General features: G+C 65.6%; 26 protein-coding genes. 12 read left to right on the top strand and 14 right to left on the bottom strand.

The genetic code is table 11. From position 1 onward, the window contains the following. Positions 1-111: 111 nt before the first annotated feature. Complete coding sequence (locus tag RBR52_RS10370; RefSeq protein WP_320377131.1) at positions 112-654, top strand: YaeQ family protein; 543 nt, start codon at positions 112-114, stop codon at positions 652-654. Positions 655-969: 315 nt separating this feature from the next. Here the strand turns inward: RBR52_RS10370 and RBR52_RS10375 are convergent, their stop codons facing one another. The 4 genes from RBR52_RS10375 to RBR52_RS10390 all read right to left on the bottom strand — a co-directional run bounded on the left by RBR52_RS10375 (position 970) and on the right by RBR52_RS10390 (position 4,868). After that, a complete protein-coding gene (locus RBR52_RS10375) occupies positions 970-1,368 on the bottom strand; it encodes a copper-binding protein (RefSeq protein WP_320377132.1) in 399 nt (132 codons plus the stop codon). 37 nt (positions 1,369-1,405) lie between these two features. Further along, on the bottom strand, positions 1,406-2,851 hold the full coding sequence (locus RBR52_RS10380; protein ID WP_320377133.1) for a copper oxidase: 1,446 nt from the start codon (positions 2,849-2,851) through the stop codon (positions 1,406-1,408). A 140-nt stretch (positions 2,852-2,991) separates the two neighbouring features. Next, positions 2,992-4,422: a TolC family protein gene (locus RBR52_RS10385; protein WP_320377134.1), complete on the bottom strand. Its 1,431-nt coding sequence runs from the start codon at positions 4,420-4,422 to the stop codon at positions 2,992-2,994. A gap of 95 nt (positions 4,423-4,517) precedes the next feature. Then, entirely contained in the window at positions 4,518-4,868 is a 351-nt protein-coding gene (locus RBR52_RS10390) for a hypothetical protein (RefSeq protein WP_320377135.1), read from the bottom strand. A 233-nt stretch (positions 4,869-5,101) separates the two neighbouring features. On the opposite strand from RBR52_RS10390, the gene ctaD reads away from it, so the two are divergent. From ctaD to RBR52_RS10415, 5 genes are all read left to right on the top strand, one after another. After that, on the top strand, positions 5,102-6,733 hold the full coding sequence (gene ctaD / locus RBR52_RS10395) for a cytochrome c oxidase subunit I (RefSeq protein WP_320377136.1): 1,632 nt from the start codon (positions 5,102-5,104) through the stop codon (positions 6,731-6,733). Positions 6,734-6,744: 11 nt separating this feature from the next. Next, entirely contained in the window at positions 6,745-7,479 is a 735-nt protein-coding gene (locus RBR52_RS10400; RefSeq protein ID WP_320377137.1) for a Crp/Fnr family transcriptional regulator, read from the top strand. Then, positions 7,472-7,984, top strand: coding sequence for a DUF2244 domain-containing protein (locus tag RBR52_RS10405; protein ID WP_320377138.1), 513 nt, complete (start codon positions 7,472-7,474; stop codon positions 7,982-7,984). The genes RBR52_RS10400 and RBR52_RS10405 overlap by 8 nt, the downstream gene beginning before the upstream one ends. A 334-nt stretch (positions 7,985-8,318) precedes the next feature. Beyond that, positions 8,319-9,590, top strand: coding sequence for a molybdopterin-dependent oxidoreductase (locus RBR52_RS10410; protein ID WP_413818317.1), 1,272 nt, complete (start codon positions 8,319-8,321; stop codon positions 9,588-9,590). A gap of 13 nt (positions 9,591-9,603) precedes the next feature. Further along, positions 9,604-9,948, top strand: coding sequence for a cytochrome c (locus tag RBR52_RS10415; RefSeq protein ID WP_320377140.1), 345 nt, complete (start codon positions 9,604-9,606; stop codon positions 9,946-9,948). 213 nt (positions 9,949-10,161) lie between these two features. Here RBR52_RS10415 and glmS read toward each other — a convergent pair whose 3' ends face one another. From glmS to RBR52_RS10430, 3 genes are all read right to left on the bottom strand, one after another. After that, positions 10,162-11,997 carry a glutamine--fructose-6-phosphate transaminase (isomerizing) gene (gene glmS, locus RBR52_RS10420; RefSeq protein ID WP_320377141.1) on the bottom strand — a complete coding sequence of 612 codons (1,836 nt, stop codon included), beginning with the start codon at positions 11,995-11,997 and terminating at the stop codon, positions 10,162-10,164. Positions 11,998-12,088: 91 nt separating this feature from the next. After that, positions 12,089-13,480 carry a bifunctional UDP-N-acetylglucosamine diphosphorylase/glucosamine-1-phosphate N-acetyltransferase GlmU gene (gene glmU / locus RBR52_RS10425; protein ID WP_320377142.1) on the bottom strand — a complete coding sequence of 464 codons (1,392 nt, stop codon included), beginning with the start codon at positions 13,478-13,480 and terminating at the stop codon, positions 12,089-12,091. Positions 13,481-13,650: 170 nt separating this feature from the next. Further along, positions 13,651-14,442, bottom strand: coding sequence for a hypothetical protein (locus tag RBR52_RS10430; RefSeq protein ID WP_320377143.1), 792 nt, complete (start codon positions 14,440-14,442; stop codon positions 13,651-13,653). Between the two features lie 271 nt (positions 14,443-14,713). Between RBR52_RS10430 and RBR52_RS10435 the strand changes: the two genes are divergently transcribed. Together RBR52_RS10435 and RBR52_RS10440 are read left to right on the top strand one after the other, a co-directional pair. After that, a complete protein-coding gene (locus RBR52_RS10435; RefSeq protein WP_320377144.1) occupies positions 14,714-16,102 on the top strand; it encodes a chloride channel protein in 1,389 nt (462 codons plus the stop codon). A 68-nt stretch (positions 16,103-16,170) separates the two neighbouring features. Beyond that, positions 16,171-17,466 (top strand): MFS transporter, encoded by a 1,296-nt coding sequence (locus tag RBR52_RS10440; protein ID WP_320377145.1) that lies wholly within the window; start codon positions 16,171-16,173, stop codon positions 17,464-17,466. A gap of 54 nt (positions 17,467-17,520) precedes the next feature. On the opposite strand, the gene RBR52_RS10445 is transcribed toward RBR52_RS10440, so the two are convergent. Both RBR52_RS10445 and RBR52_RS10450 read right to left on the bottom strand, forming a co-directional pair. Further along, positions 17,521-18,000: an Lrp/AsnC ligand binding domain-containing protein gene (locus RBR52_RS10445; RefSeq protein WP_320377146.1), complete on the bottom strand. Its 480-nt coding sequence runs from the start codon at positions 17,998-18,000 to the stop codon at positions 17,521-17,523. Positions 18,001-18,316: 316 nt separating this feature from the next. Then, on the bottom strand, positions 18,317-19,057 hold the full coding sequence (locus RBR52_RS10450; protein WP_320377147.1) for an acetoacetate decarboxylase: 741 nt from the start codon (positions 19,055-19,057) through the stop codon (positions 18,317-18,319). 167 nt (positions 19,058-19,224) lie between these two features. Between RBR52_RS10450 and glpK the strand changes: the two genes are divergently transcribed. Both glpK and tatA read left to right on the top strand, forming a co-directional pair. Beyond that, positions 19,225-20,727: a glycerol kinase GlpK gene (glpK, locus tag RBR52_RS10455; protein WP_320377148.1), complete on the top strand. Its 1,503-nt coding sequence runs from the start codon at positions 19,225-19,227 to the stop codon at positions 20,725-20,727. Between the two features lie 120 nt (positions 20,728-20,847). Then, a complete protein-coding gene (gene tatA, locus RBR52_RS10460) occupies positions 20,848-21,126 on the top strand; it encodes a Sec-independent protein translocase subunit TatA (protein ID WP_320377149.1) in 279 nt (92 codons plus the stop codon). A gap of 43 nt (positions 21,127-21,169) precedes the next feature. Here tatA and RBR52_RS10465 read toward each other — a convergent pair whose 3' ends face one another. The 5 genes from RBR52_RS10465 to RBR52_RS10485 form a co-directional block, all read right to left on the bottom strand. Then, a complete protein-coding gene (locus tag RBR52_RS10465; RefSeq protein ID WP_320377150.1) occupies positions 21,170-22,450 on the bottom strand; it encodes a THUMP domain-containing class I SAM-dependent RNA methyltransferase in 1,281 nt (426 codons plus the stop codon). A 191-nt stretch (positions 22,451-22,641) separates the two neighbouring features. Then, positions 22,642-23,529, bottom strand: a complete 888-nt coding sequence (locus RBR52_RS10470) for a GIDE domain-containing protein (protein ID WP_320377151.1) — start codon at positions 23,527-23,529, stop codon at positions 22,642-22,644. Between the two features lie 40 nt (positions 23,530-23,569). Continuing rightward, positions 23,570-24,145, bottom strand: a complete 576-nt coding sequence (locus RBR52_RS10475) for a LemA family protein (protein ID WP_320377152.1) — start codon at positions 24,143-24,145, stop codon at positions 23,570-23,572. Positions 24,146-24,246: 101 nt separating this feature from the next. Beyond that, on the bottom strand, positions 24,247-24,855 hold the full coding sequence (locus RBR52_RS10480) for a Uma2 family endonuclease (RefSeq protein WP_320377153.1): 609 nt from the start codon (positions 24,853-24,855) through the stop codon (positions 24,247-24,249). 91 nt (positions 24,856-24,946) lie between these two features. Further along, a complete protein-coding gene (locus tag RBR52_RS10485) occupies positions 24,947-25,111 on the bottom strand; it encodes a hypothetical protein (RefSeq protein ID WP_167319288.1) in 165 nt (54 codons plus the stop codon). A 98-nt stretch (positions 25,112-25,209) separates the two neighbouring features. Between RBR52_RS10485 and RBR52_RS10490 the strand changes: the two genes are divergently transcribed. Next, on the top strand, positions 25,210-25,941 hold the full coding sequence (locus RBR52_RS10490; protein ID WP_320377154.1) for a Uma2 family endonuclease: 732 nt from the start codon (positions 25,210-25,212) through the stop codon (positions 25,939-25,941). After that, entirely contained in the window at positions 25,938-26,438 is a 501-nt protein-coding gene (locus RBR52_RS10495) for a hypothetical protein (RefSeq protein ID WP_320377155.1), read from the top strand. The genes RBR52_RS10490 and RBR52_RS10495 overlap by 4 nt, the downstream gene beginning before the upstream one ends. Positions 26,439-26,441: the final 3 nt, after the last annotated feature.

Consider the following 26,441-nt stretch of genomic DNA (forward strand, 5'->3'; position numbering starts at 1 on the left):
GGTGTCTTGTTTTTCAGCGCGGCGCCGGGCAGGCTTGCCGCCGCGGCCTGCCAGCGTGATGGTCGGGCGTCGACGCACAATGCAGGGTTTCCTTCCCGATTGATTCACGTCATGGCGCTGAAAGCGACGATTTACAAGGCCGACCTGCAAGTGGCCGATATGGACCGGCACTACTACGCCGACCATGCCCTGACCCTGGCCTGTCACCCCTCCGAGACCGAGGAGCGCATGATGGTGCGGGTGCTGCTCTACGCGCTGTACGCGCAGGAGGGCATCGCCCTGACCAAGGGTCTGTTCGAAGTGGACGAACCCGACATCTGGGTGAAGGATCTGACCGGCGCGATCAAGCTGTGGATCGACATCGGCCAGCCCGACGAGAGCCGCGTGCGCAAGGCCTGCGGGCGTGCGCAGCAGGTCGTCGTGGTCTGCCATGCCAGCAGTTGCCCGGTGTGGTGGAAGCAGAGCGCGGGCAAGCTCGCCCGCCTGAAAAATTTGACCGTGCTGCGGCTGCCGCCCGAGACCAGCCAGGCTCTGGCCGGGCTGGCCGAGCGCAGCATGCAACTGCAGTGTCTGGTGCAGGACGGCGCGGTGTCGCTCAGCAGCGCGGAGGCAACGATCGCTGTCGAACTTGAGACGCTGCAAGCCGCAGCTTAAAGGGCCATCAAACTCATGTCTCAGCCCGCCTACGCCAACCTCGGGCCCGATGGCGTGCTCGACGCCATCGACAGCCTGGGCCTGCGCTGCGACGGCACGCTGCTGCAGCTCAACAGTCATGAGCGCCCCCAGGGTCGGCGAGCCGACCCTGAGGGCGCTCATGAGAAAACGCCGGGCCGCCCCAAGTTTTCTCAGTCCACCTCGCGGCTTGCAAGCCACTCGGATTCGGCTCCAGGCTGCCGCAGGGCAGCCTGGAGCCGCAGGCCTCATCCCCCTCGGGGGGCTGACGCGAACGCGGCAGGTCTGGGGGCACTCTCAGGGCTTGCGGCTGATGGAGGTGAGGATGTAGGCGCCGTCGATTTTTTCGGCGCTGAACACCACCGTGTCGCCTTCCTTCAGACCGTCGAGCTGCGCCTTGTCTTGCGCGCGATAGATCATGGTCATCGCCCCCATGCCGGCCGTGGCGCCATGACGCAGGGTGATCTTGCCGCTGGCGGCGTCGATCTTGCGCACCAGTCCTTCGGTCTGGTGAGACTGTTGGGCGCCGGATGCGGCGGGCGGGCTGGCGGCCATGCCCTGCATCATCTGCATGTGCTGCGCCATGCCTTCAGGGGTTGCATGGTCGTGATCCGCATGGCTGGGCGCGGCCAGGGCGGGCGCGCACAGCGCGACGGCCAGGACGAGGGTGGAGCAGGTTCTCATTGGTTTGTTCATGGGGCGTTCCTTGGAAGGTGTGAGTGGGTGAAAACGATCAATGCGCATGCTGCCGGGGCTTGCGCACCTGCAGCGTGTCGTTGGTGGCTTGGGGCGCGGAAGGGTCGGTGGCTGCTGATGGCAGATTCGCCTGCACCGCATGCGCCTGCGTGCCGGGCGGCATGCGGTACCAACCGGGGTCTCTCAAGGAAACGCCGGGCCGCCCCAAGTTTTCTTGACCCCCTTGGGGGGCGGGTCGGCTCGCCGACCCTGGGGGCGTACGGTAGTCGCCGCCTTCGAGGTCGTCGCGCACCTTGAGCACGCTGAACATGCCGCCCATCTCGACCGAGCCATACGGGCCGCGGCCGGTCATCATCGGCAGGGTGTTGTCGGGCAGGGGCATTTCCATCTCGGTCATTTCGGCCATGCCGCTCGACCCCATCGCCATGTAGTCGGGCAGCAGCTTTTGCAGCGCCGGGGTGAGGTCGTCCTGCGGCACGCCGATCAGGGTGGGCACGGTGTGGCCCATGGCGTTCATGGTGTGGTGCGATTTGTGGCAGTGAAAGGCCCAGTCGCCGGGGTTGTCGGCGATGAACTCGATGGCGCGCATCTGCCCCACGGCGATGTCCACCGTGACCTCGGGCCAGCGCGCGTTCCTGCGCACCCAGCCGCCGTCGGTGCCGGTGACCTCGAACACATGACCGTGCAGGTGGATGGGGTGGTTGGTCATGGTGAGGTTGCCCATGCGGATGCGCACGCGCTCGCCGGTGCGCGCCAGCAGCGGGTCGATGCCGGGGAAGGCGCGGCTGTTCCAGGTCCACAGATTGAAGTCGAGCATGGTGTTGACGCGCGGCACGCTGGCTCCGGGGTCGATGTCGTAGGCGTTGATGAGAAAGGCGTAGTCGCGCTGCACCGCCATCTCCCGCGGGTTCCTGGGGTGGACGATGAACAGGCCCATCGCGCCCATGGCCATCTGCACCATTTCGTCGGCGTGCGGGTGATACATGAAGGTGCCGCTCCTGCGCAGCTCGAATTCATAGACGAAGGTCTGGCCGGGTTTGATCTGCGGTTGCGTCAGCCCGCCCACGCCGTCCATGCCGTTGGGCAGGATGAGGCCATGCCAGTGGATGGTGGTGTGCTCGGGCAGCTTGTTGGTGACGAACAGGCGCACGCGGTCGCCTTCCACTGCCTCGATGGTGGGGCCGGGGCTCGATCCGTTGTAGCCCCACAGCCGGGCCGTCATGCCGGGGGCGATTTCGCGCACCACCGGCTCGGCGACGAGATGGAATTCCTTCACCCCATCCTTCATGCGAAAGGGCAGGCTCCAGCCGTTGAGGGTGACGACCGGGTTGTAGGGTCGGCCCGATGGGGGGTGCAGCGGGGCGGCAGTGTCGGCGCTGCTGTGTCGATGCGGCTCTGGCGCCGCGGCCAGGGCGTTGCGGCTGGCGGCGCCTGCGGCGACGAGGGCCGCGGCAGCGCCGAGAAAATGGCGTCGGGTGTTCATGGATAACAGACTCCGGTTGGAAACCTCTCCCTTCAGGGGATAATCGAACGCGGTTGAGGCGTAACCTCTTCCGCGTTGTTTCGCCCGGGTAGACCGGGCGCGGATTGAAACATGGAAAGTTTTCGCTTGGGGTTGTGGTGTCAATGGCCTGCCGATGGGGTGGCAGCGAAGCGGGTGGGGGCGTCCGGTGCGGCGCTCGCGTCCAAAACGATGCCCAGTTGCGCGGCCTGCCAGCGGGCGTCGGCCAGCCAGTAGTCGCGCTGCGCGGCGATGGCCTCGCGCACGGCCTGCACCTGGGTCTGCGCCGCGGCGATGAGCTCGAAGGTGCCGATGAGCATGCCGTTGTAGCGAAGCTGGCTTTCATCGAGCACCGTCTGCGCCAGGGGCACGACCTGGTTCCGGCTCCACTGCAGGCGCTGCCAGGCGCTGCGGCGCAGCGCATCGGCTTCGCGCAGTTGAGACGCCGCGCGGTGCGTGACCGCTGCCACGCGGTTGCGTGCCGCCAGCACGCTGTCGTTTGCGGCGCTGCGGCGGGCGTCGCCCGGATCGAACAGCGGCAGCGGCAGGCTGAGGTCGAAGCCGTTTTGCGGTGATGCGTCGCTATAGGTCTTGCGCACCCCGCCGAGTTCGACCTGCTCGATCAGGCTGGTCTGTCGCGTCAGCCCCGCGGCCTGCGCCTGCGCGGTGTAGTCGGCAAGGGCGAGCCGCACGTCCAGACGGTGATCGAGCGCGGACTGCACGGCGGTTGCCGCATCCTCGGGCTGTTGCGTGGCCTGCGGCAGATGCATCGGCAGAGTGAGGCGCGCGGCCTGCGCCGCAGGCAGACCCAGCGCCCGCACCAGCGCTTCACGGCTTTGCATCGCCGCCTGCTGCGCCCGGTTGAGCTGCAATCGGCTCTGGGCGGCGAAAAGCCCCTGCTGTGCCGCATCGAGCCGGTTGAAGTTGCCGGCCTGCCGCATGCGGCTGGCGAGGCGGGCGGTGGCCTGCGCGGCCTCGGTCACATCGCGGTCATAAGCCGCCTCCTGCTGCGCGGCACAAGCGCGCACCCAGGCCATGCGCGCTTGTGCCGCAACGCGCAGCACGTCGCTGGCCAGGCGCAATTGCAGTGTTTGCTGCCGTGCGGCGGCCAGGCGCGAACGCACGGGCTGGGTGAACAGATCGAACAGACCCAAGCCGAGGCTGCGGGTGATCTCCACCCCGCCGCCTCCGATCAGCAGACGCTCGAAGCCGAACACCGGGTTGCGCAGTCTGGCACCCTGCGTGGCGGCCGCCGAGTCGGCCTGCGCCTGAGCGATCAGCGCCTGCAGCGACGGACTGCCGAGCAGGGCCACGCGCACGGCGTCGTCGGCCGACAGCGGACGGGCGAGCAGGGCGTCGATCTGCGCTTGCGCGTCCTGCCTTTGCTGCGTATCGCGCAGCAGTTGCACGCGCTGTCCGGCAGAGGGTTGAATGATGTCATTGGCTGCCTGGAGCGACTGCCGGGTTTGCAGCGGCGCGCACGCCGCCAACAGCACGCTTGCGGCCAGCGGCGCCATGCGCCAGCGCCGCCGCGCCTTGAAAACGATCCACATGGGGAGTTCCTCATTCGGGCCGCGCCGTGGCGCGGCCATGCACATCGCAGCGCTGCCGCTTGCGGCGGGCGCTGCATCCGGGCTTCAAATGGGGATCAGACTCTGGGCGGGCGCTGGATCTGCCGTGGATCGGCATCGTTCCAGGCGAGATCGGCGGCCAGCGGGCAGGCGTGCGGCGCGGCGTGGGTCAGCCGCAGGACGAATGCCGCGGGCTGGCCCACGGCGAGCTGGCATATGGAGCAAAGCGTGTGCGGGTGATCCTGACAGCCGGCGTGCGTTTGCGCGGGGCAGTCGTCCATCGCCATCATGGCGTGTGGGTCTGCCGCTGGCGCGGACGCGATCGCGGGGCCTTGGAAGTCGGCCGCCGACATGCTCACCTGGGCCCAGCCGCGCAAGGGCAGCAGCACCAGAAGCAGGATCAGTACGGAACGCAGCAAGGCCGACATGGCGCGGATTCTATGAGAATTCGCACGGCCCGGCCCCTGTGGGCCATAACCGATCAAATTTGCCGATCTTTTGATCTGGATCACCCGACCTCGCCAAAACCCTGACGGCTGCAGGGGGTAGGGCAGCACAAAATCTGCACAAACATGCCGCTGTCTGGCGCAGGTTCGGTTTGGGCCGGGTCTGCGCCCGCTGGCGCTGAGCCCTTTGCCCTGCCCGAAAGAAGGAGTTTGCGATGAGCGTTGTGCTCGACCCGGTGCACGTCCCTGCCCATACCCTGGACCCTGCCCATGCGCATCCGCACGGCTGGCGCCGCTGGCTGTTCTCGACCAACCACAAGGACATCGGCACGATGTACCTGGTCTATGCGCTGGCGATGCTGTTCGTCGGCGGGGTGCTGGCGCTGGCCATACGCACCGAGCTGTGGCATCCCTACGTCTGGCTGATGAACCCCGAACTGTTCAACGCCTTCGGCACCATGCACGGGTTGATCATGATTTTCATGGCGGTGATGCCCGCGCTCACCGGTCTGGCCAACTGGATGATTCCGCTGATGATCGGCGCGCCCGACATGGCGTTTCCACGGCTGAACAACCTCAGCTTCTGGCTGCTGGTGCCCGCTGCGATACTGGGTGTGGCCGCTTTCCTCGTGCCCGGCGGCGCGCCCGGCGTGGGCTGGACGCTGTATCCGCCGCTGTCGCTGCAGCAGGGTATGGGCATGGATCTGATCATCTTCACCGTGCATCTGCTGGGCGCGTCGAGCATTCTGGGGTCGATCAACATCATCGTCACCATTCTGAACATGCGCGCGCCGGGCATGACGCTGATGAAAATGCCGCTGTTCTGCTGGGCCTGGCTGATCACCGGGTATCTGCTCATCGCCGTCATGCCGGTGCTCGCGGGCGCCGTCACCATGACCCTGACCGACCGTCACTTCGGCACCAGTTTTTTCAGCGCCACCGGCGGCGGCGACCCGGTGCTCTATCAGCATCTGTTCTGGTTCATGGGCCATCCCGAGGTCTACATCCTGATCCTGCCGTCCTTCGGGGTGATGAGCATGGTGGTGCCCACCTTCGCGCGCAAGCGGCTGTTCGGCTATTCGTCGATGGTGTATGCCACGGCCTCGATCGCCATCCTGTCCTTCCTGGTCTGGGCGCACCACATGTTCACCGCGGGCATGCCTACCGTCGCGCAACTGTTTTTCATGTACGCCACCATGCTGATCGCCGTGCCCACCGGGGTCAAGGTGTTCAACTGGATCGCCACCATGTGGCGCGGCTCGCTGTCGTTCGAGACGCCGATGCTGTTTGCCGTGGGCTTCATCATCGTGTTCACCATCGGCGGCTTCAGCGGGCTGATGCTGGCCATGGTGCCGATCGACACCCAGGTGCACAACACCTATTTCGTCGTCGCCCATTTCCACTACACCATGGTGGCCGGCACGCTGTTTGCCATTTTCATGGCGTTCTACTACTGGTCGCCGAAGTGGACGGGGGTGATGTACAACGAGACCGCCGGGAAGATCCATTTCTGGCTGTCGATGATCGGCTTCAACGTCACCTTCTTTCCGCAGCATTTTCTCGGTCTGGCCGGGATGCCGCGGCGCTACATCGCCTACCCGGTGCAGTTCACCGATTTCAACCAGGTTTCCACCATCGGCGCGTGGATTTTCGGTCTGGCGCAGGTGTATTTCCTGTTCGCCGTGGTGATTCCGGTGCTGCGCGGCCAGGGGGAAAAGGCGCCGCAACGCCCCTGGGATGGCGCCGAGGGTCTGGAGTGGGAAGTGCCCTCTCCGGCGCCTTTCCACACCTATGAAACCCCGCCGCGGCTCAACGCCGACGCCACGCGAGTGCTGGCTGCCGAGTGAGGACGGGCCCCATGGCCTACGAACCCATCCTCTGCGGCGGCTGCGGCCAGCGCGAGCGCTGCCGCGTGCTGGAACTGGGCTGCAGCCTGCCGGGGGCGCACGCCATCCGCATCACCCAGGAAGAATTCCGCGCCGATGCGTCCATTCCTGCCTCACAGGGTTGCCTGCTGGCGGTGAAGTCGGGCGCGGTGAAGACCGTTTGCCGCGACCGGCTGCATCAGGCCAGGGTGGTGGATTTCAGCTTTCCCGGAGACTGGATCGGGCTGGAGAGGCTGACCGAAGACCCTGAGCAGGCGCCGGTCGATTACCGCGCCTCGGTGTCCATGACCACGATTTGCCGCATCGGGTTCGACAGGGCAGCGGCCGAGCGCCTGTCCGCCGGATTTTGCGAGTGCCTGAGCACCGAGCTGGCCAGGCGCATCCGCGCCAATTTCGAATACCGGCAGATCGTGCTGCAGGAAGCGCCGGTGAGAGTGGCGCATTACCTGTTGCGGCTGCTGCGCGCCCAGCAGGAGCGGGATGACGCAGCGGCCGCCGTGCTGCCCGCCATCGCCCGTGCCGACATGGCCAGCTACCTGCAGTTGCGCGTGGAAACCGTCAGCCGGCTGTTGACGCGGTTTCGTCGCAACGGCTGGGTACGCGGGCCCTTGCATCGCCTGGAGGTGGCCGACGCGGATGCGCTGGCCGCGCTCGTGCGCAGCGCCGAGCCGCCGCAGCACCGTCACCGGTGGGCGCTGCATGGATGAAGTCGCCGACGCGGGGCAGGTCGCGCCGGTGGAATTGCCCGGCAGCCTGCTGTCTCGCCCGCAGTGGGAAGACGGTGCCTGGGTATGGCGCTTCCGCCGCAACTGTGCGCTCAGTCCGGCGCAGTTGTTCTCCGCCTTCGCCGGCTTTGCGCTGTTCTCGGTGCTGCTCGGGCTGTTCTGCCAGGTGCAGGGCGCGACACTCGCGCTGCCCTTCGTCGTCATCGAAGTCGTCGCGATGGGCTGGGCTTTCCTGGTCTACGCGCGCCACGCTGCCGATTACGAGCGCATCGCCATCAGCGCCGATGCGGTGCACATCGAATGGATGCACGGCGCGCGCCTGGGCAGTGTGACCCTGCCTGCACGCAGCGTGCGCGTGCAGGCGCACGGCCGCGGTCTGGTGCAGGTGACTTCGCGGCAGACCGAAGTACACATCGGCCGCCACCTGCGCCCCGAACGCCGCATGGCCTTCGCCCGCGACCTCAGACGCGCGATTCTGTCCGCTTGAAGCGGGGTCAGGTTGCACGTGGCAGTCGACCCCGCCAAGGTCGACCGGACAGAAAATAACCAAACGTAAAAAGTCGACCCATACGTTACCGTCATTTTCATCAGTCCATTCAAATATATCCATGAATAGTGGTAACTTGTGAAATTTTCCATTTGTAATCAATGGTTTAAAAATTCGATATATATGCTGTAATATATTGCCGCATGGCAATCCTGCTGCATCATAAAAATCGATTTTCATTATCCAATCAATCGATTTCTCAAACAGAAGACCGGTGCTTATAAATCGTGTCGGACGCGGCCATTTTCGGATTGCGTCGAACGACATGAGGAGGATGGGCATGACCAACCGGTATTTCACGACGCACAGTGGCGTCGATCGGTCTGATGCATCGCAGCGCAGACTGTTTTTGCAGGCGGCAGCCGTCGGGCTCGGGGCACTGGCGATGAGCCGCAGCGGATTTGCCGCCGAAACCATCGATTTACCGTTTTCCGGCGGCAGCGGTCAGCGGCGTTTGGTGACCGGCTTCGATGGCTTTTATGGCCCGATGATCCTGCAACGCACCCGCCCGCCCTTGTTGGAAACCCCCTGGTCGGTCTATGACAAGGGGGTATTCACGCCCGTGGACCAGTTCTTTGTGCGCTGGCACTGGGCCAATATTCCCACCACGATGGACCCGCATAAGCACAAGGTGCGCATCAGCGGCCATGTGGACAGGGAGTTGGAGTTCACCGTGTTCGACTTGATGAACAAATTCAGGCATGTCGAACTGGCCGCAGTGAATCAATGCTCGGGCAACTCACGCGGCTTCTTTCAGCCGCGCGTACCGGGCGGCGAATGGGGCAATGGCGCGATGGGCAATGCCCGATGGGTTGGCGTGCGCTTCAAGGATGTGCTCGATGCCGCAGGGGTCAAGGCGGGTGCACTCTACGTGCAAACCGAGGGATCGGAACGTCCGGTGGTGCCGACTGCGCCCAATCTGCTGAAGTCTCTGCCGATTGATGTGGCCCGCAACGGCGACGTGATGATCGCCTGGGAGATGAACGGGCTGGCGCTGCCTTTGGAAAACGGCTTCCCCTTCCGTCTCGTGGTGCCGGGCTGGTATGCGACTTACTGGACCAAGATGCTGCAGCATGTGCGTGTCCTGACCAAACCGGACGACAACTTCTGGATGAACCCGGCGTACCGCATTCCCGACAATTGGCCGCATGCCAATATGACGCCCGGCGAGAAGGGTGTGAAGACGGTGCCCATCAACCGCATGGTGCCGCGATCCTTCGTCACCAATCTGAACGACGGTGCGAGGGTCGCCGCGGGCCGCCCTGAACTGGTGCGCGGCATCGCGTTCGGCGGCGATACCGGGGTCAGGGCCGTCGATGTCTCGACGGATGGCGGCAAGACCTGGCTGCCCGCACAGCTCGGCCGCGACTACGGCAAATACAGTTTCCGCCAGTGGAGCACGCATCTGAAATTCGCCAAGGGTGAACAGACCGTGCTGGTTCGCTGCACCAACTCGGACGGCCTGCAGCAGCCCATGACCCCCAACTGGAACCCCGGAGGCTTCATGCGCAACGTCGTCGAAACCACCCATCTGATGGCCGTTTGACCGGGAGACCGACATGACACGATACACAATGGACGCCCTGCTGCGCGGCCTGGGCGTTGCACTGATTCTCGGCGCCTGGACCGCAGCCCCGGCGCATGCGCTCACCCTCAAAACCGAAACCGTCAATCGCCCCAGCAGCACGCGGGTGTTCCCCGGCGATGGCCCTGGCGCCAAGGCCGCCAACAGTTTCTGCCTGATGTGCCATTCCGCCGGAATGGTGATGACTCAGCCCGATCTGTCCAAATCGACCTGGCTGGCGGAGGTCAACAAGATGAAGCATGTCATGAAAGCACCGATCCCCGAGGATCAGGTGCCGGTGATTGCCGAATATCTCTACAGCATCAAGGGCAGGAAATGAGGCGGCAGGAGGGGCGTCTCTGCCCCCGCGCTTCGCACCCAGGCCAAAGGCTGCGGGCTTGTGGCGCAGGGCCAAATCCTCCCCACCCCAACCCTCCCCACGAGTGGGGAGGGAGTGTTCTCACCTCCTCCACGCAGTGGGGGAGGCCGGGAGGGGGCGCCCCGCCGCGCCATTCTCCCGTGTCCTGATGAACGATCCGGGTCGAAGGGCCGTTCACTCCACCGTCACGCTCTTGGCCAGATTGCGCGGTTTGTCGACATCGGTGCCGCGCGCCGTGGCGGTGTGGTAGGCGAGCAGTTGCAGCGGCACGACGTGCAGGATGGGCGAGAGCGCGCCGTAGTGTTCGGGCAGGCGGATGAGGTGCACGCCCTCGCTGGCCTCGATCTGCCCGCCGGCGTCGGCGAAGACGTAGAGCTCGCCGCCGCGGGCGCGCACTTCCTGCAGATTGCTCTTGAGCTTGTCGAGCAGCGCGTCGTTGGGGGCCACGGCCACCACCGGCATGGCCTCGGTCACCAGGGCCAGCGGGCCGTGCTTGAGCTCGCCCGCGGGATAGGCCTCGGCGTGGATATAGGTGATTTCCTTGAGCTTGAGCGCGCCTTCCAGCGCGATGGGGTAGTGCAGGCCGCGGCCGAGGAACAGCGCGTTTTCGCGGCGGGCGAACTGCTCGGCCCAGGCGATGATCTGCGGCTCCAGCGCCAGCACGCTCTGCACGGCGGCGGGCAGGTGGCGCAGGTCGGTGAGCATCCTGGCCTCCGCTTCGCCGCTCAGCCGGCCCTTGGCGCGGGCGAGCGCTCCGGCCAGCAGGTAGAGCGCGACGAGCTGGGTGGTGAAGGCCTTGGTCGAGGCCACGCCGATCTCGGCGCCGGCGCGGGTGAAGAACTGCATCGCGGTTTCCCGCGCCATCGCGCTGCTGGCGACGTTGACGATCGCCAGGGTGTGGGCATGGCCGAGCTGCTTGGCGTGCTTGAGCGCGGCCAGGGTGTCGGCGGTTTCGCCCGACTGCGAGACGACGACGACCAGCGCGCTTGGGTCGGGCACCGAGTCGCGGTAGCGGTATTCGCTGGCGACTTCCACCTCGACGGGCACGCGGGCGATGGACTCGATCCAGTACTTGGCGGTGAGCCCGGCGTAGAAGCTGGTGCCGCAGGCCAGGATGCGCACGCCGCTGATGGCGGGCAAGACTTCGGCCGCCTGCGCGCCGAACAGTGCCGGGGTGATGGACTGGATGCCGTCGAGCGTGTCGGCGATGGCGCGCGGCTGCTCGAAAATCTCCTTCTGCATGAAGTGGCGGTAGGGGCCGAGCTCCACCGCGGCGGTGTACGCGGTGAGGGTGCGCACCTCGCGCTCGACTGGCCTGCCTTCGCGGTTGACGATGCGCACCCCGCCGAGTTGCAGATCGGCCACGTCGCCGTCTTCGAGGTAGATGAACCGGTCGGTGATTCCGGCCAGCGCCAGGGCGTCGGAGGCGAGGAAGTTCTCGTTCTGCCCCAGGCCGACGACCAGCGGAGAGCCGTCGCGCGCGCCGACGATGCGGTGCGGCTCCTCGCGGCTGAACACGGCAATCGCATACGCCCCGTGCAGTTGCCGGGTGGCGGCCTGCACCGCCTCGAACAGATCGCCGGCGTAGAGGTGGTCGATCAGGTGGGCGATGACCTCGGTGTCGGTCTGGCTCTCGAACTGGTAGCCGTCCGATCGCAGCAGGGCGCGCAGCGCCTCGTAGTTTTCGATGATGCCGTTGTGCACCACGGCGATATGCGCCGACTGGCTGGAGGTATTGGGGCCGGCGGAAAAATGCGGGTGGGCGTTGTTCGTGGTGGGCGCGCCGTGCGTGGCCCAGCGGGTGTGGGCGATGCCGGTGAAGGCCTGCAGCGAGCGCGTCTGCGCGTCGAGCTCGGCCACGCGCGACACGCTGCGCGCGCGCAGCAACTGGCCGTCGGCGTAGACCGCCACGCCGCAGGAGTCATAGCCGCGATATTCGAGACGGCGCAGGCCCTCGATCAGGACGGGAACGATATTGCGTTGCGCCACGGCGCCGACGATGCCACACATGAACAGACTCCCCTAGGGTTGCACTGGGCGCCATGATAGGCAGGCGCGCCTGAAACGAACCGGGCAATATTTCACAAAAATCGCCCGCAGCCTACTTCTTCTTCACCGGCCGGGTCCAGCCGTCGAATGTCACGGCCCTGGCGCGCGCGACGGTGAGCTTGCCCGCCGGGACGTTTTTGCTCACTGTGGAGCCCGCGCCCACGGTGGCGCCCGCGCCCACGGTGATGGGGGCGACCAGCACCGAGTTGGAGCCGGTGTGCGCGTCGTTCTCGATCACGGTGCGGTGCTTGTTGGCGCCGTCGTAATTGGCCACGATGGTGCCTGCGCCGATGTTCACCCGCGCGCCCACGGTGGCGTCGCCCACATAGCTGAGGTGGTTGGCCTTGGAGCCCTGGCCGAGGGTCGAATTCTTCACTTCGACGAAGTTGCCGATGTGCACGCCGTCGGCCAGCGCCGTGGTGGGCCGCAGCCGCGCGAACGGGCCGATCAGGGCGCACGCGCCGATGGCCGCGCCGTCGAGGTGGCAGAAGGGATGCACTACCGTGCCCGCACCGACGCGCACATCGCGCAGCACCGCATACGGGCCTATGCGGGCGCCGTCGGCCAGATGCACCTCGCCCTCGAACACGCAACCCACGTCGATGAACACATCGCGGCCGCAGTGCAGCGCGCCGCGCACGTCGATACGCGCCGGGTCGGCCAGGGTGACGCCGGCATCGAGCAGGCGGCGGGCCGTGCGCTGCTGCACCACGCGCTCCAGATGCGCGAGCTGGCTGCGGTCGTTCACGCCGAGCACGTCGTCGGCGTCGGCCACGGTGGCGGCGCGCACCGGCACGCCGTCGGCCACGGCCAGTGCCACCACGTCGGTGAGGTAGTACTCGCCTTGCGCGTTGTCGTTGCGCAACCGGCCCAGCCAGCGGCGCAGATGCGCCACGGGAGCGCACAGCATGCCGGTATTGCACTCGCGCACCGTGCGCTGCTCGGGCGTGGCGTCCTTGTGTTCGACGATGCCCCGCACCGCGCCGTCGGCGCTGCGCAGAATGCGGCCATAGCCGGTCGGGTCGTCCAGTTCGACGGTGAGCAGGGCGAGCGCTCCGGTCTGCGCCTGCGCCACCAGCGGCAGCAGACTGCTGGCGGGGGCCAGCGGCACGTCGCCGTAGAGCACCAGACAGACCCCTTCGTCGGGCAGCTCGGGCAGTGCCTGCTGCACCGCATGGCCGGTGCCGAGTTGCGGCTCCTGCAGCACAAAACGGAGATGCGGCTGATGGGCAAAGGCCTCCTGCACCCGCTGCGCGCCGAAGCCGGTGACCACCACGGCACGCGCGGCTGCCAAGTGGTGCACGGTGTCGAGCACATGGCCGAGCAGCGGTTTGCCCGCCAGCGGCTGCAGCACCTTGGGAAAATCGGAACGCATGCGCGTGCCCTTGCCCGCGGCAAGGACGACGACGGACAGGGCGGAGGATGAAATCTGGGCAGCAGTCATGCCGCGCATTCTAAGGAGCGCCCCCAGACCTGCCGCATTCGCGTCAGGCCCCCCGAGGGGGTCAAGAAAACTTGGGGCGGCCCGGCGTTTTCTTGAGAGCGGGAATGACGGCCAATGCGCCTTCGCGCCTCGAAAAAACCCCGCATCGGCGGGGTTTGATCCGGTAAAAATCAGGCCGTTGCCGTGCGCACCACGCTCTTGGGCACTTCGGTCACGATGCGCTGCATCAGGAACCTGGGCAGGCCGATCCACATATCGAGCAGCGCCACGCCCATTTCCAGCATGGCGATCGGGCATGACAGCGCGCCGCCGATGAGCACCAACCAGGCGAAGTCGGGGTTCTGCTTGGTGAGAAACCAGCCGGCAAAGTCGAGCAGCATCGCGGCGAACGGCGTGATCACCGAAATGGCCTTGATCTGGCTGTGCACCCGCGTCTGCAGAAACAGCCAGCCGGCCACCCAGAAAATCAGCCCGAGCATGGTCAGGTGCACCATGCCGGTCATCAGCATCGCGTTGTACGACATGCCGTTGTCGACCTTGGCCACCGCCTTCACGTCCTCATACGAGGCCAGCGGCGGGTTGTGCAACTGCCGGCTCATGGCCGCGCTGTGGCACATCAGGCAGTGCTGCGCGAGGAGGGGTTTGATCTCGGTCTCATAGCCCGCCTGGGTCTGGCCGCTGACTATCCAGGCATCGACGGTCTTTTGCAGCCCGGGCCACTGTTCCTTGGGAACGCCCGCGTTGGTGAGCATGGTCGGCAGCACGGTCTGCAGCTTGCTGCTGTCGCGGTTGCCGTAGTAGGAGATCTGGATGTCCTTGAGGGTCACCCCGGTCTTGCCGTCCAGCCCGGAATGGGTGACATAGAGATAGGCCTCGGCGCAGAGCAGACCGATGCAGACCAGGAAGATGAAGCCGGTATGCAGCAGCTTTTCCGGCACGGTGAGCAGATGAAGGGAACGCATGGGTAAGGCTTTCTCGCAAGGGGTAAGCGGTTGTGAACGCGCCTGTGTTTTAACTTTTGTCAAAAATGCAGGGTTATCCTAGTGCGTAAAAACCCTTAAGCGCAATGTCCGAGTTGCACGCAGGGACACGCGCAATGTTCTGTTTCCATTCAGATTTACCCCCTGCAGTATGGTGATGAGCCGCGCGCCATGACGCTTTGCCGCTTCATCCCTATTTCAGACCCCGTGGCTTTGACGGTGGGTGCGTACTGCCGCGCTATTCTTCTTACCCATGCATGCTCGTTACCGCCCCGCCGCCCTTTGGCGACTCACCCGAAAGGAACTTCACAGGTCGTGGCTGAATTACGGCGTGCTGTGGGTGGGGGCGATCCTGGTGGGCCTGGCGGCGGTGCAGTTCGCCAACTGGGCCAACGAGGCGCTGGCGATTTTTCTCGGCTGGATCGACGGCCGGGTCTGGCTGGCGCTGCTCATCACCCCGGCGCTGACCGGCGGCGCGGTGTGGATGACGCGCAAGTGGTTCAACGGCAGCGAGGGCAGCGGCATCCCGCAGGTGATCGCCGTCTTGCATGCCCCGCCCGACGACGGCCGCATCGGCCGGCTGTTCGGCCTGCGCATCCTCATCGGCAAAATCGGGCTGGGTCTGATGGGCATGCTCGGTGGCCTCACGCTGGGGCGCGAGGGGCCGACGGTGCATGTGGGCGCGTCGATCATGTACGAAATGCGGCGCTTCTACCCCCGGGTGACGCCGCGCATGCAGCGCCTGCTGCTGCTCGCGGGCTCGGCGGCGGGACTGTCGGGCGCGTTCAACACGCCGCTGGCGGGCATTTTGTTCGCCATCGAGGAGCTGACCCGCAGTTTCGAAACCCGCACCAACGGCGTGCTCATTACCAGCATCGTGTTCTCAGGCCTGGTGTCGCTGGCGCTGGCGGGCAATTATCTGTATTTCGGCCAGATCAGCGCACCCGACATCTTTCCGCTGGCCTTCGTCATTCCGGTGGTGATTTCCGCCGTGCTCTGCGGCCTGGCGGGGGCGGCGTTCAATCTGGCGCTGCTCAAGCCGGCGCGCTGGATTCCGGCCAGGCTGCTGGTGTGGCGCGAGCATTCGCCGCTGGTGTGGGGCGCGGGGCTGGGGCTGCTGGTGGCCGTCATCGGCATCGCGACCGCCGGGCAGACCTGGGGCAGCGGCTACGAGCAGGCGCGGCATCTGCTGATGAACCAAGGCGAGCAGGTGAGCTGGTATTACCCGCTGGCGAAGTGGCTGGCCATGGTGCTGTCCTACATCACCGGTCTGCCGGGCGGACTGTTCTCGCCCTCGCTGTCGATCGGCGCGGGCTTCGGCCAGTGGGTCAGCCAGTGGTTCGGGCAATATCCGCAATCGGCGCTGGTGGCCATCTGCATGGTGGGTTATCTCGCCGCGGTGACGCAGTCGCCGCTCACGTCGTTTGTGATCGTCATGGAGATGATCAACGGCGGCGGCCTGGTGATTCCGCTCATGGCCACCGCGCTCATCAGCAGCCGTGTGGCGAACTTCTTCACCCCGCCGCTGTACGAGGCGCTGGCGGAGCAAAAGTATTTCGCACCCTTGGGACGCGAGCCGCAGCCCGGGGCGCAGGCTGCCCAAGCGGCTGTAGCGGCGTCTGCGGACGAAAAAGCGCGTTGAATGCGGCTTTGAACGAAGTTTGAAGGGCCGTCAGAGCCCTGGTGTTGAACCACAAAAGGAGACGCGACATGGCCTCACACCCCTCGGCCGCAAGGGCGGCCCCCGCACCTTCCGAAGCGGTCTATCGCCGCATCGGCTGGCGCATCATTCCCTTTCTCATCCTGTGCTATTTCGTTGCCTATCTCGACCGGGTGAACATCGGCTTCGCCCAGTTGCAGATGAAGGGCGATCTGGGCTTTTCCGATGCGGTGTACGGGCTGGGCGCGGGCATTTTCTTCCTCGGCTACTTCTTGTTCGAGGTGCCGAGCAACCTCATCCTGCACCGGGTGGGCGCGCGGGTGTGGATCGCCCGCATCATGATCACCTGGGGCCTGATTTCGGCGGCCACGCTGTTCGTCACCACGCCGATGCAGTTTTACGTGATGCGCTTTCTGCTCGGCGTGGCCGAGGCGGGCTTCTTTCCCGGCATCATCCTGTACCTGACCTATTGGTATCCGGCGGCGCGGCGCAGCCAGATGACCGCCTGGTTCATGAGCGCGGTGCCGCTCTCGGGTCTGGTCGGCGGGCCGGTGTCGGGCTGGATCCTGCACCACTTCCACGGTCATCACGGCTGGGCCGGGTGGCAATGGTTGTTCGTGCTCGAAGGCCTGCCCGCCGTGGTGCTGGGCCTCGTCACCCTGTTCTATCTCGACAATGGCATTGCCCACGCCAGGTGGCTGAGCGCGCACGAGAAGAACGCGCTGCAACACGCGCTCGACAGGGAGGCGCAGACCAAGCCGGCGCACTCCGCGCTGCAGGGCATGGCCGATCCGCGGGTGTGGCTGATGGCGCTGATCTACTTCTCCGTCGTCATCGGCCTGTACGGACTGAGCTTCTGGCTGCCGCTGCTGATCAAGTCCACTGGCGTGACCGATCCGCTGACCATAGGCTGGCTGGTCGCGCTGCCTTACGGCGTGTCTGTGGTGGCGATGATTCTGGTGGGACGCAGCTCGGACAAGCGCCACGAGCGCCGCTGGCATGTGGCCGTTCCCGCGCTGATCGGCGCGGTGGGGCTGGTGCTGTCGACTCTCTGGAGCCATGACACGACCCTGGCCATGGTGGCGCTGACGCTGGCGACCGTGGGCATCATGGTGGTGCTGCCGCTGTTCTGGGCGCTGCCCAATGCGTTTCTGGCGGGCACTGCGGCGGCGGCGGGCATTGCGCTGATCAATGCCCTGGGCAATCTGGCGGGGTTCTTCGGCCCGTCCATCATCGGCTGGGTCAAGCAGACCACGCAGAGCACCCAAGGCGGCATTCTGATGCTCGCCGGGTTCATGGTGTTGTGCGCCGTGCTGGTGCTGCTGACGCCGAAAACGCAAAAATGAAAAACGCGCGTGAACCACTCGGGCTCACGCGCGTCTTGGGCGGCCGCTATCCGATCAGAGTTCGACTTGCAGCCGGGTGGTGCTCTTCACTTCGTCGATCACGGCGAAAGAGCGGGTTTCGCGCACGGCCGGCAGATTGGCGATGACGTTGGCCACAAAGGCCTTGTACGCGGCCATGTCGGCCACGCGCACCTTGAGCAGGTAGTCGAAATTGCCCGCGACCATATGGCATTCGAGAATCTCGGGCCGCGCCTTGATGGCCGACTGGAATTTTTCGAACGCTTCGGGCGCGGTGCGGTCGAGTTGCACTTCGACGAACACCATCAGCCCCGCGCCGAGCAGATTGGGGTTGAGCCGACCTTCGTAGCCGAGAATGAAGCCGTCGCGCGTGAGCCGCTTGACGCGCTCGAGCACGGCGGTGGGCGAAAGATTGACCAGTTGCGCCAGACGCAGATTGGCGATGCGGCCGTCTTCCTGCAGCAGGGTGAGCAGGCGACGGTCGATGCGGTCGATGCCGCCGATTTTTTCACTCATGGCAGACCTCCTGGGCGGGGACGATAGAGTGCGAACAGGGCTGTAGAGATTTCGTCATGGCGCGGGTGTGAACGGTTGAATTAGTGGAGGTTTGAAATTTAGCGCATCAGTGTCATGCGGGAGAAAGTCTAACGACAATCCCCGAAGCGCATCCCGGTCTGTGGGGCCCGGTGCACCGGAACAAGGCGACATGGCCAAGGAATCGACAGGATTTCCGGCCTGATTCCAAAATTGATTTTATACACCGACGCAGCAGCCCGTTCGCTGACTCCCCGAGCCCCCGTTCGACGAATTTTTTCACGAGGGGTCAAAAGATTCAGGTTTCGAGATAGTTGTGCGCCACCCGTCCCAGACCGAGGGTCAGGTCGGTGAGGATGTGCACGCCCGAGACCACTTCGAGCACCGGCAGCGACGCCACCGGCGCCAGCGCATGCGCGTGCAGTTCGAGCGCGGCGGGACCTTCCCATGCGCCTTTGACCACCAGGTCCTCCAGGTCGTACTGCACCAGCTCGCAGAGGCGCGGCGTGCAGTCCACATGCGGAATGATCTTGAGCAGGAAGTTGGGCTGCTGCAGCGAGGCCAGCACTCTGGCGGTGTCGAGCGCGCGGTGCTTGTAGCCCATGGTGCCGGTGGCGATGCGCACCGGGCCATAGTCGAGCGTGCCCAGCAGGGTGTCGGCGACCACGCCGAGATGCGGCTTGGCGAGCTTTTTCGGAAAGCCCCAGATCTCGCGCCCGCCGGCGATCGGCGCCTCGTCGTCGAGGTACATCGCGATCTGATAGGTGGCGGGTTTGCCCTGGTAGAGAACAGGCACGACCTGGCCGGACTCGGTGTAGGCGCCAAATCCGGTGGAGTCGGGCATGTGGATGAATTCGAACTTGACCAGATCGCCCGCGGGCTCCAGCGGCTCGGGAACCATCGCGCGCAAGGCATCGGGATCGGTGCGGTAGGTCACGACGAAGAACTCGCGGTCGATGAAACGATAGGGGCCGGGCGGGTAGGCGGGACTGGTGAGGGGCATGGAAAATGCGCTTTTTGCAACGTCGGCGGCTTTCATGGGGAGTCCTTTCAAGGTGGTTTGAGGTCATACAGATATAAAGTCGGTGCGGTTTCATTTCCGTGGGTTCAATACGGCGCGGCCTTTTCAGTCTGGTTTCAGTTCCACGCATAATCCCCATTCGAAAAACGACCATGCCGAAGGCATCGATCCCTGATCCACGCACCATGACCCTGATCGCCGCCCTCGACCAAGGCACCTCCAGTTCCCGCACGCTCATCGTCGATGCACAGGGCAGGGTGCTGGCCAGTGCGCAGCGCGAGTTCACCCAACACTACCCGCAGCCCGGCTGGGTGGAGCACGACCCGCTGGACATCTGGGCCACGCAGAGCGCCACGCTCACCGAAGCCCTGGCCCGCGCCGGGGCTGGCCTGCACGATCTGGCCGCCTTGGGCATCACCAATCAGCGCGAAACCGTGGTGCTGTGGGAGCGCGCCTCGGGCCGGCCGCTGGCCAATGCCATCGTCTGGCAGGATCGCCGTACTGCGGAGGTCTGCGCGCAACTTTCGGCAGACGGCCACGGCCCGCTGCTGCAGCAGCGCACCGGCCTGTTGCCCGACGCCTATTTCTCCGCCACCAAACTCGCCTGGCTGCTCGATCACATTCCCGGCGCGCGCGCCCGCGCTGAACGCGGCGAACTGGCCGCAGGTACCATCGACACTTGGCTGGTATGGAAGCTCACCGGCGGCGCGGCGCACCTCACCGATGTCAGCAATGCCAGCCGCACCCTCCTGTGCAACCTCCACACCGGCGACTGGGACGACGACTTGTTGGCCCTGCTGCGCGTGCCGCGCGCCGTGCTGCCCGCCATCGTGCCCAACTGCGGCGCGTTGGCCGTGGCGCGTCTGGGCGGGGTGGAAATCCCCATCACCGGCATGGCGGGCGACCAGCAGGCGGCGCTGTTCGGACAGGCCTGCCTGCAACCCGGCATGGCGAAAAACACCTACGGCACCGGCTGCTTCGCGCTGCAGCACACCGGGGGGCAGGCGGTGCGCTCGCAGCAGCGCTTGCTGAGCACCGTGGCGTGGAAGCTGGGCGCCGATGAGCCGCTGCAGTACGCGCTCGAAGGCGGCGTGTTCGTCGCGGGCGCCGCGGTGCAGTGGCTGCGCGATGGCCTCGGGCTGGTGCGCAGCGCACAGGAAGCGCAACAACTCGCCGACAGCGTGCAGGGCAGCGACGGCGTGCTGCTGGTTCCTGCCTTCACCGGCCTGGGCGCGCCGCACTGGGATGCGCGGGCGCGCGGTCTGCTCATCGGCCTCACCCGGGGCACCACGGCCGCGCACATCGCCCGCGCCACCCTCGACAGCATGGCCTACCAGAGCGCCGAACTCTTCGCCGCCATGCAGGCCGACATCGTCGCGCAGGGCGGGCCACCGCTGATCGAATTGCGCGTGGACGGCGGCGCCGCCGTCAACGACCGGCTGATGCAGTTCCAGGCCGATCTGCTCGGCGTGCCCGTGGTGCGCCCGGTGCAGGCCGAGAGCACGGCGCTGGGCGCGGCCTACCTGGCCGGGCTGGGCGTGGGACTGTGGCCCGATGCGCCAACCCTTGCCGCGCTGTGGACGCCCGAGCGCCGCTTCGAGCCCGCCATGCGCTCCGATGAGCGCAGCGCGCACATGGCCCGCTGGCGCCGCGCCGTCGAGCGCGCCCGCGACTGGGCCGAGGACTGATTTTTTGTCTGCAGCGCAGATGTTGCGTTTGCTTTCACCTGAGCGGGTGAACCTGGAAGGACAATTTCACCCTGAATGGAGTAGGAGTGCCCGCAATGCGGCGCACGCAGGAGAACCATCATGGGTGAATTCAGTATCTGGCATTGGCTCATCGTGCTGCTGATCGTGATCATGATCTTTGGCACCAAGAAGCTCAAGAACATGGGCAGCGATCTGGGCGAGGCCGTGCGCGGCTTCAAGCAGGGCATGAAAGAAGCCGACGCCCCCGCCGAAAAGACCGCCGAGCCCGATGCGCAAGCCACGGCCGCCACGGCCCCGCCTCAGGTCACCGCCTCGTCCAAATCGCCGCTGGGTACACGGGACGGGCAGGCAGAGGACATCGCGTTCAAGTCGAAGTAAGTTGTTGGGGGTCAGGTCTAGCTTTGTAGCAAATGCTACAAAGCTAGACCTGACCCCGAGCACTCCCCGCCACCATATCGATGAGCATCAGCCGACATTCGATCGTGCCGTTGAACACCACGATGCGGCGGCGGGGCTTGAGACGCAGCGCGCGGTCGAAATGCAGATCGGCAGCGAGCAGCGCGACATGCCAACCGGCGAAGCGCTGCTTGAGCGTGCGCGCGAGTAGCGGGGCGAAATCGTCGGCGGCTTCGCCTTCGGGCGCGATGCGTTCGCTGTAGGGCGGATTGCTGATGAGCCAGGCTCGTTGACCCGCGGGCAGGGCTGCGGCGTCCACTGGCGGCATGGCGGCGATCACGTCGCCAGCTTGCGCGGCAATCGCACCTACCACTCCCGCGCGGCGGGCATTGTCCAGGGTCATGCGCACATTCGCCGGGTCGATATCGGCGGCGAAGAACTGCCCTGGCGCCAAGAGCCGCACGGACTGCCTGGCCTGCTCGCGCATCGCCGCCCAGGCATCGAGGTCGAAACCCTTCAGGACTTCGAAACCGAAGGTGCGATCCAGTCCCGGCGCGCGCTGGGCGGCCATCTGTGCGGCCTCGATGACCAGCGTGCCCGCGCCGCACATCGGATCGAACAGCACGTCGCCGGGCGTCCAGCCCGAGAGCCTGAGCAGTCCGGCGGCCAGATGCTCCTTCAGCGGCGCCGCGCCCTGCTCGCTGCGCCAGCCGCGCTTGAACAGCGGCTCGCCGCTGGTGTCCAGATACAGCAGGGCGTCGGCCTCGCGCAGGTGCAGATGGATGCGCACGTCCGGGTGCGCGGTGTCCACGTCCGGGCGTTCGCCGGTCAGCGCGCGGAAGCGGTCGCAGATGCCGTCCTTCACCCGCAGCGCGGCAAACTTGATGCTCTCCAGAGGGCTGCGCTCGGCGGTCACGTCCACGCGCAAGGCCTGGGCGACGCCGAACCACTTCTCCCAGGCCAGATCGCGCGCCAGGTGATAGATGTCTTCGGCATCGACATAGCCGCAACTGCCGCCCAGCAGCAACACCCGGCTGGTCAGGCGGCAATGCAGGTTCAGCCGCATGGCATCCGTCAGGCTGCCCTGCACCGGCAGACCGCCGGGCGCGGGCTTGCCTGCCCGCAGGGTGGAACTGTGCTTGGCCAGCGCCGCCACTTCATCGGCCAGCGCGGTTTCGAGGCCGCGCGGACAGGGAAGGAAAAAGTCGTGGGGGGTCAGGTCTAGCTTCGTAGCAGGCTGTGCAACGATGCTAGACCTGACCCCATTTTTGGCTTTTTTGTAGACAGAGGAATAGGGTGATTGCATCCCGCCATCGTATGACCAGCGGCAAACATGCTCCCCCTCCCGACCTCCCCCAGCAAGTGGGGGAGGAGAGAACGGCGCTGCGCGAGATGCAGGATGCCCCTCCCGACCTCCCCCAGCAAGTGGGGGAGGAGCATTCACCCCCTCCCCACTTGCTGGGGAGGGTTGGGGTGGGGAGGCGATGCGTGCATCGATCAAAACCGCATGAGCAGACCTGCACCGCCATACCCCAGCCCCAGCACCCCGGCGAGCAGCCAGCCCCAGGCCTGCCAGCGCAGGGTGCGCGTCAGGTCGTCGTGCGGCTCGGTGGTGAGCAGGAACACCCGGCGGTCGTTCGGCTTTTTCAGCACATGCGTCTGCGGCAGCACGGCGCGTTCGCGGCGCTCGGCCTCCACTGTCGCAGCAGCCTGCTGGCGCAGTTGCTCGAACTCGGCCATGTCCAGCTCGCCGTCGCCGTTGGTGTCGAAGGCGCGGCGCTGTTGTGGATCGGCCTTCCACGCGGCGATGCGCTCGCGCACCTCCTCATGCTTTGATGCCTGCAAGGGCGAGAGGCTGGCAAACCAGCCCAGGGCATACAGCGTCTGGCCGGGCAGGATGAGATGCTCGGTGTAGCGATGGTCGTTGTCCCCCGCCAGCATCACCTCGCCGCGCGAGCCGGGAATGAGCTGCGCCGCCGCTCCCGTCCAGGTACTGCGGGTGCGGGCGCGCACCTCGGCGCCCTCGGGGTCGATGATGCAACGGCCGGTTTCGTCGTCGAGCCAGAACTGCGCGGTGCTCGCGCCTTGCTCCTCGGTCGTCCATTTGTCGCCGTCGCTGCCGTCGCGCCGTTCGATCTTGTAGCGATACCAGCAGCACGGCGTGCGGGTGATGGGCGAGAACAGCGGCAAATCCGGCGCCAGAGCCTGCCCGACGAGCTCCACATAGCCCTGCGCCGCCGAGCGGATGCGCGCCGTCGGCATGTCTTCCATCACTCGGCGGCGGTGCTGCAGGCGGAAAAACTGCACGATTCCAATCGCCCCCAGCGCCAGCCCCATGAGCAGCAACTGCAGCGGCGCGCTGCTGGGCGACAAGCCCCTCAACATCGGCGGGCAACCGTGTGGCCGGGCAACGGCGCGGTCGGCATCACGACGCCGCGAACAGGCCCTTCAGATCGACATCGGCCCGTTCCGCGGAAGCCACCTTGAACAACTCCGCCGGGCCGAAGGCCAGCAGCCGCGCCACGATCACATCGGGAAACTGCTCGATGCGCACATTGTTCGCATTCACCGCCGCGTTGTAGAACTCGCGCCGGTCGGCAATGCTCTCCTCCAGCCCGCTGATGCGCGCCTGCAGATGCTGAAAGGTCTCGTTGGTTTTCAGGTCGGGGTAGGCCTCGGCCACTGCGAACAAAGCCCCCAGCCCGCTGCGCAGCGCTCCTTCGGCGCGGCCCAGGCCGCGCACATCACCCGCTTCGCGCGCCTGCTGCACCTGCGAACGCGCCCGCACCACGCGCTCCAGCGTTTCCTGCTCGAAGTGCATCGACTGCCGGCAAACCTCCACCAGCTTGGGCAACTCGTCGTGACGCTGCTTGAGCAGCACGTCGATATTCGCCCAGGCTTGCGAAATGGCGTGCTTGAGATTCACCAGATTGTTGTAAATCATCACGCCGTAAAACAGCAGCGCGACGAGCAGAACGATGACGACGAGGGTGACGATCATGGGCGACTCCTGAGCAGGCAGGGGAGGGAAGGAAACAAAAAACGGCAACGCAATGTTGCCGAGTTTACTTTTTGTGCATGTCGCCCGGTCGAGGGGCGCATTCAGCCCGTACTGGCCCCCGATTGCGCCGCCTCGGCATCGGCGCCCCGGGAAAACACCACATCCTCGTAAATCGCCGCCACCGGCAGCGACAGCCCCACGCTGTCCAGCGCCACCGTCTCGCCCTCGGCGTAGGGGTAGAGCACCCAGCGGCCCTCGGCATTGCGGCGAAACACATCCACCGCAACGCGCTCCGAGTCGATCAGCACATATTCCTGCAAAGTCGCCAACTGCCGGTACTGCGCAAACTTCTGGCCCAGATCGTAGGCGGCCGTGGACGGCGACAGCACCTCAACCACCAGCAGCGCCTCGCGCTTGAACAGCGGCGACTGCGCATCCGCCGCCGAGCAGGTGACGAACACATCGGGGTAGAAAAACGCCTGCGCCGCGTCGATGCGCAGCTTCATGTCGGCGATGAACGCCCGGCACGGCCCGCCGCGCAAATGCGCGCGCAGCGCGGCGGCCAGGTTCAGGCTGATGGTGACATGCGCATCGCTCGCCCCGACCATCGCAAACACCTCGCCCGCGAGGTATTCGTGCTTGTCGGGCTGCTGCATTTCCCAGGCGAGAAAGTCGTCGGCGGAAAAAACCGGCTTTTCCAGTGCGCTCATGGCGTGGGCTCCGTTGCGATATCGACGCAAGAATACCTCTGCCGCGCCATGTCGGATGACGGCAGGCCGCCGCGCTCAATCAAAAGACGGATCACTCCTCCCGCTGCCGCGAACGCGCTCGCCGCCGCAGCGCCTTGTTGCTCTTGCGATGCGCTCCCGCCTTGCGCTGCAGCGCCGGCGCCACCAGCGGGTTGCGCGGCGTGGAGGCGGGAAGTTTGAGCGTTTGCGCCCGGGCGCGCTTGCGCGAGAGTTTCATGGCTTGGCGCGATGGCGCTTATCGGGTTCTGTCGAGGAGGAGGGGTGAATACGCAAAGGCCCTAAACTGATGCAGGCCGATCTGGGAGAGGATGACTCATGACGCCACAACCTGCACATCAAAGCGGCTACACCGCCCAAGAATACCTTGCGCTCGAAGAAGCCAGCATCGAGCGGCATGAACTCATTCACGGCGAAATCTACGCCATGGCCGGGGGCACGGCGGCCCATGCCAGCGCGAGCCTCAACATAGCGAGTGCGCTCAAAAGCCACCTGCGCAGCACACCCTGTCAGAGCTTCATGGCCGAAATGCGGCTGAATGTGCAGGCCAGCGAGGCCTATTTCTACCCCGATGTCTTCGTCACCAGCGGCGCGGAGCAGCGCGCGCTGCAGCAGGCCAAAACCGATGCAGTCCTGGTGGTGGAAGTGCTCTGGCCCTCCACAGCCGCCTTCGATCGTGGGAAGGGGATGGGGGTCAGGTCTAGCTTTGATGCATTTCTTCCCGTACCGACGGAGTCAGGACTGACGAAAATGCGACTCACTGAACAAACCCGCGACATCATCCGCCAGACCACGCAAGAGGTGTTTGGTACTGCGGCGCAGGTCAAGCTGTTCGGCTCGCGCACCGATGACCGGCTCAAGGGCGGCGACATCGACCTGCTGGTTGAATTGTCCGAGCCGCTCGACGACGCGCCGCGTCGCAGCCTAACGCTGGTCGCCCGGCTACAGCGCAGGCTGGGTGATCGAGCGATTGATGTCGTTGTGCTTGACCCGCAAACCCGGCAGCAAGCGATACACAAAGTCGCGCAACGCACCGGTGAATCGATATGAGCATTGAACCCATCAACCCCAAAGATCGCCTGCTTGCAACCCTGCGCATCGTCCACAAGGAAAGCCAACATCTCGAATGGAGTCGACAGCGCCTTTTCCAACAGCCCATCGACGCAAGATGGGTTCAAGCACTGGACGCTTATCCCGAACGGGCCGAACGCCTCGAAGCCTTCGTTTCCCGTTATGGTCGCATGCAGGACACCATCGCCCAAAAACTGTTACCCAGATGGCTGCTGGCGCTCGCAGAAGAACCGGGTAGCCTGCTTGAAGTATTGAATCGCGCAGAGCGGCTTGGCGTGATAGAAAACACCGACCAATGGCTGGAAGCGCGGCAATTACGCAATCGACTCGTTCATGAATACATGGAAGACAGCACGTTTTTTGCCGCCAGCATCCAACTGGCCGAGGGCTACTGCGCAATGTTGCTCGACACCTACCAGCGCCTGCGCAAAGACGTCGTTCACCGTCTGGGTATTGCGCAGGCTGATCTGCCCTGATTG

It is taken from the genome of Thiomonas sp., from assembly GCF_034007205.1.
GTDB lineage: Bacteria > Pseudomonadota > Gammaproteobacteria > Burkholderiales > Burkholderiaceae_C > Thiomonas.

Excerpts from the sequence above, each read along its gene's own strand:
- RBR52_RS10370 (WP_320377131.1), top strand. The coding sequence starts at position 112 with ATGGCGCTGAAAGCGACGATTTACAAGGCCGACCTGCAAGTGGCCGAT.
- RBR52_RS10375 (WP_320377132.1), bottom strand. The coding sequence starts at position 1,368 with ATGAACAAACCAATGAGAACCTGCTCCACCCTCGTCCTGGCCGTCGCG.
- RBR52_RS10380 (WP_320377133.1), bottom strand. The coding sequence starts at position 2,851 with ATGAACACCCGACGCCATTTTCTCGGCGCTGCCGCGGCCCTCGTCGCC.
- RBR52_RS10385 (WP_320377134.1), bottom strand. The coding sequence starts at position 4,422 with ATGTGGATCGTTTTCAAGGCGCGGCGGCGCTGGCGCATGGCGCCGCTG.
- RBR52_RS10390 (WP_320377135.1), bottom strand. The coding sequence starts at position 4,868 with ATGTCGGCCTTGCTGCGTTCCGTACTGATCCTGCTTCTGGTGCTGCTG.
- ctaD (WP_320377136.1), top strand. The coding sequence starts at position 5,102 with ATGAGCGTTGTGCTCGACCCGGTGCACGTCCCTGCCCATACCCTGGAC.
- RBR52_RS10400 (WP_320377137.1), top strand. The coding sequence starts at position 6,745 with ATGGCCTACGAACCCATCCTCTGCGGCGGCTGCGGCCAGCGCGAGCGC.
- RBR52_RS10405 (WP_320377138.1), top strand. The coding sequence starts at position 7,472 with ATGGATGAAGTCGCCGACGCGGGGCAGGTCGCGCCGGTGGAATTGCCC.
- RBR52_RS10410 (WP_413818317.1), top strand. The coding sequence starts at position 8,319 with ATGGGCATGACCAACCGGTATTTCACGACGCACAGTGGCGTCGATCGG.
- RBR52_RS10415 (WP_320377140.1), top strand. The coding sequence starts at position 9,604 with ATGACACGATACACAATGGACGCCCTGCTGCGCGGCCTGGGCGTTGCA.
- glmS (WP_320377141.1), bottom strand. The coding sequence starts at position 11,997 with ATGTGTGGCATCGTCGGCGCCGTGGCGCAACGCAATATCGTTCCCGTC.
- glmU (WP_320377142.1), bottom strand. The coding sequence starts at position 13,480 with ATGACTGCTGCCCAGATTTCATCCTCCGCCCTGTCCGTCGTCGTCCTT.
- RBR52_RS10430 (WP_320377143.1), bottom strand. The coding sequence starts at position 14,442 with ATGCGTTCCCTTCATCTGCTCACCGTGCCGGAAAAGCTGCTGCATACC.
- RBR52_RS10435 (WP_320377144.1), top strand. The coding sequence starts at position 14,714 with ATGCATGCTCGTTACCGCCCCGCCGCCCTTTGGCGACTCACCCGAAAG.
- RBR52_RS10440 (WP_320377145.1), top strand. The coding sequence starts at position 16,171 with ATGGCCTCACACCCCTCGGCCGCAAGGGCGGCCCCCGCACCTTCCGAA.
- RBR52_RS10445 (WP_320377146.1), bottom strand. The coding sequence starts at position 18,000 with ATGAGTGAAAAAATCGGCGGCATCGACCGCATCGACCGTCGCCTGCTC.
- RBR52_RS10450 (WP_320377147.1), bottom strand. The coding sequence starts at position 19,057 with ATGAAAGCCGCCGACGTTGCAAAAAGCGCATTTTCCATGCCCCTCACC.
- glpK (WP_320377148.1), top strand. The coding sequence starts at position 19,225 with ATGACCCTGATCGCCGCCCTCGACCAAGGCACCTCCAGTTCCCGCACG.
- tatA (WP_320377149.1), top strand. The coding sequence starts at position 20,848 with ATGGGTGAATTCAGTATCTGGCATTGGCTCATCGTGCTGCTGATCGTG.
- RBR52_RS10465 (WP_320377150.1), bottom strand. The coding sequence starts at position 22,450 with ATGCAATCACCCTATTCCTCTGTCTACAAAAAAGCCAAAAATGGGGTC.
- RBR52_RS10470 (WP_320377151.1), bottom strand. The coding sequence starts at position 23,529 with ATGTTGAGGGGCTTGTCGCCCAGCAGCGCGCCGCTGCAGTTGCTGCTC.
- RBR52_RS10475 (WP_320377152.1), bottom strand. The coding sequence starts at position 24,145 with ATGATCGTCACCCTCGTCGTCATCGTTCTGCTCGTCGCGCTGCTGTTT.
- RBR52_RS10480 (WP_320377153.1), bottom strand. The coding sequence starts at position 24,855 with ATGAGCGCACTGGAAAAGCCGGTTTTTTCCGCCGACGACTTTCTCGCC.
- RBR52_RS10485 (WP_167319288.1), bottom strand. The coding sequence starts at position 25,111 with ATGAAACTCTCGCGCAAGCGCGCCCGGGCGCAAACGCTCAAACTTCCC.
- RBR52_RS10490 (WP_320377154.1), top strand. The coding sequence starts at position 25,210 with ATGACGCCACAACCTGCACATCAAAGCGGCTACACCGCCCAAGAATAC.
- RBR52_RS10495 (WP_320377155.1), top strand. The coding sequence starts at position 25,938 with ATGAGCATTGAACCCATCAACCCCAAAGATCGCCTGCTTGCAACCCTG.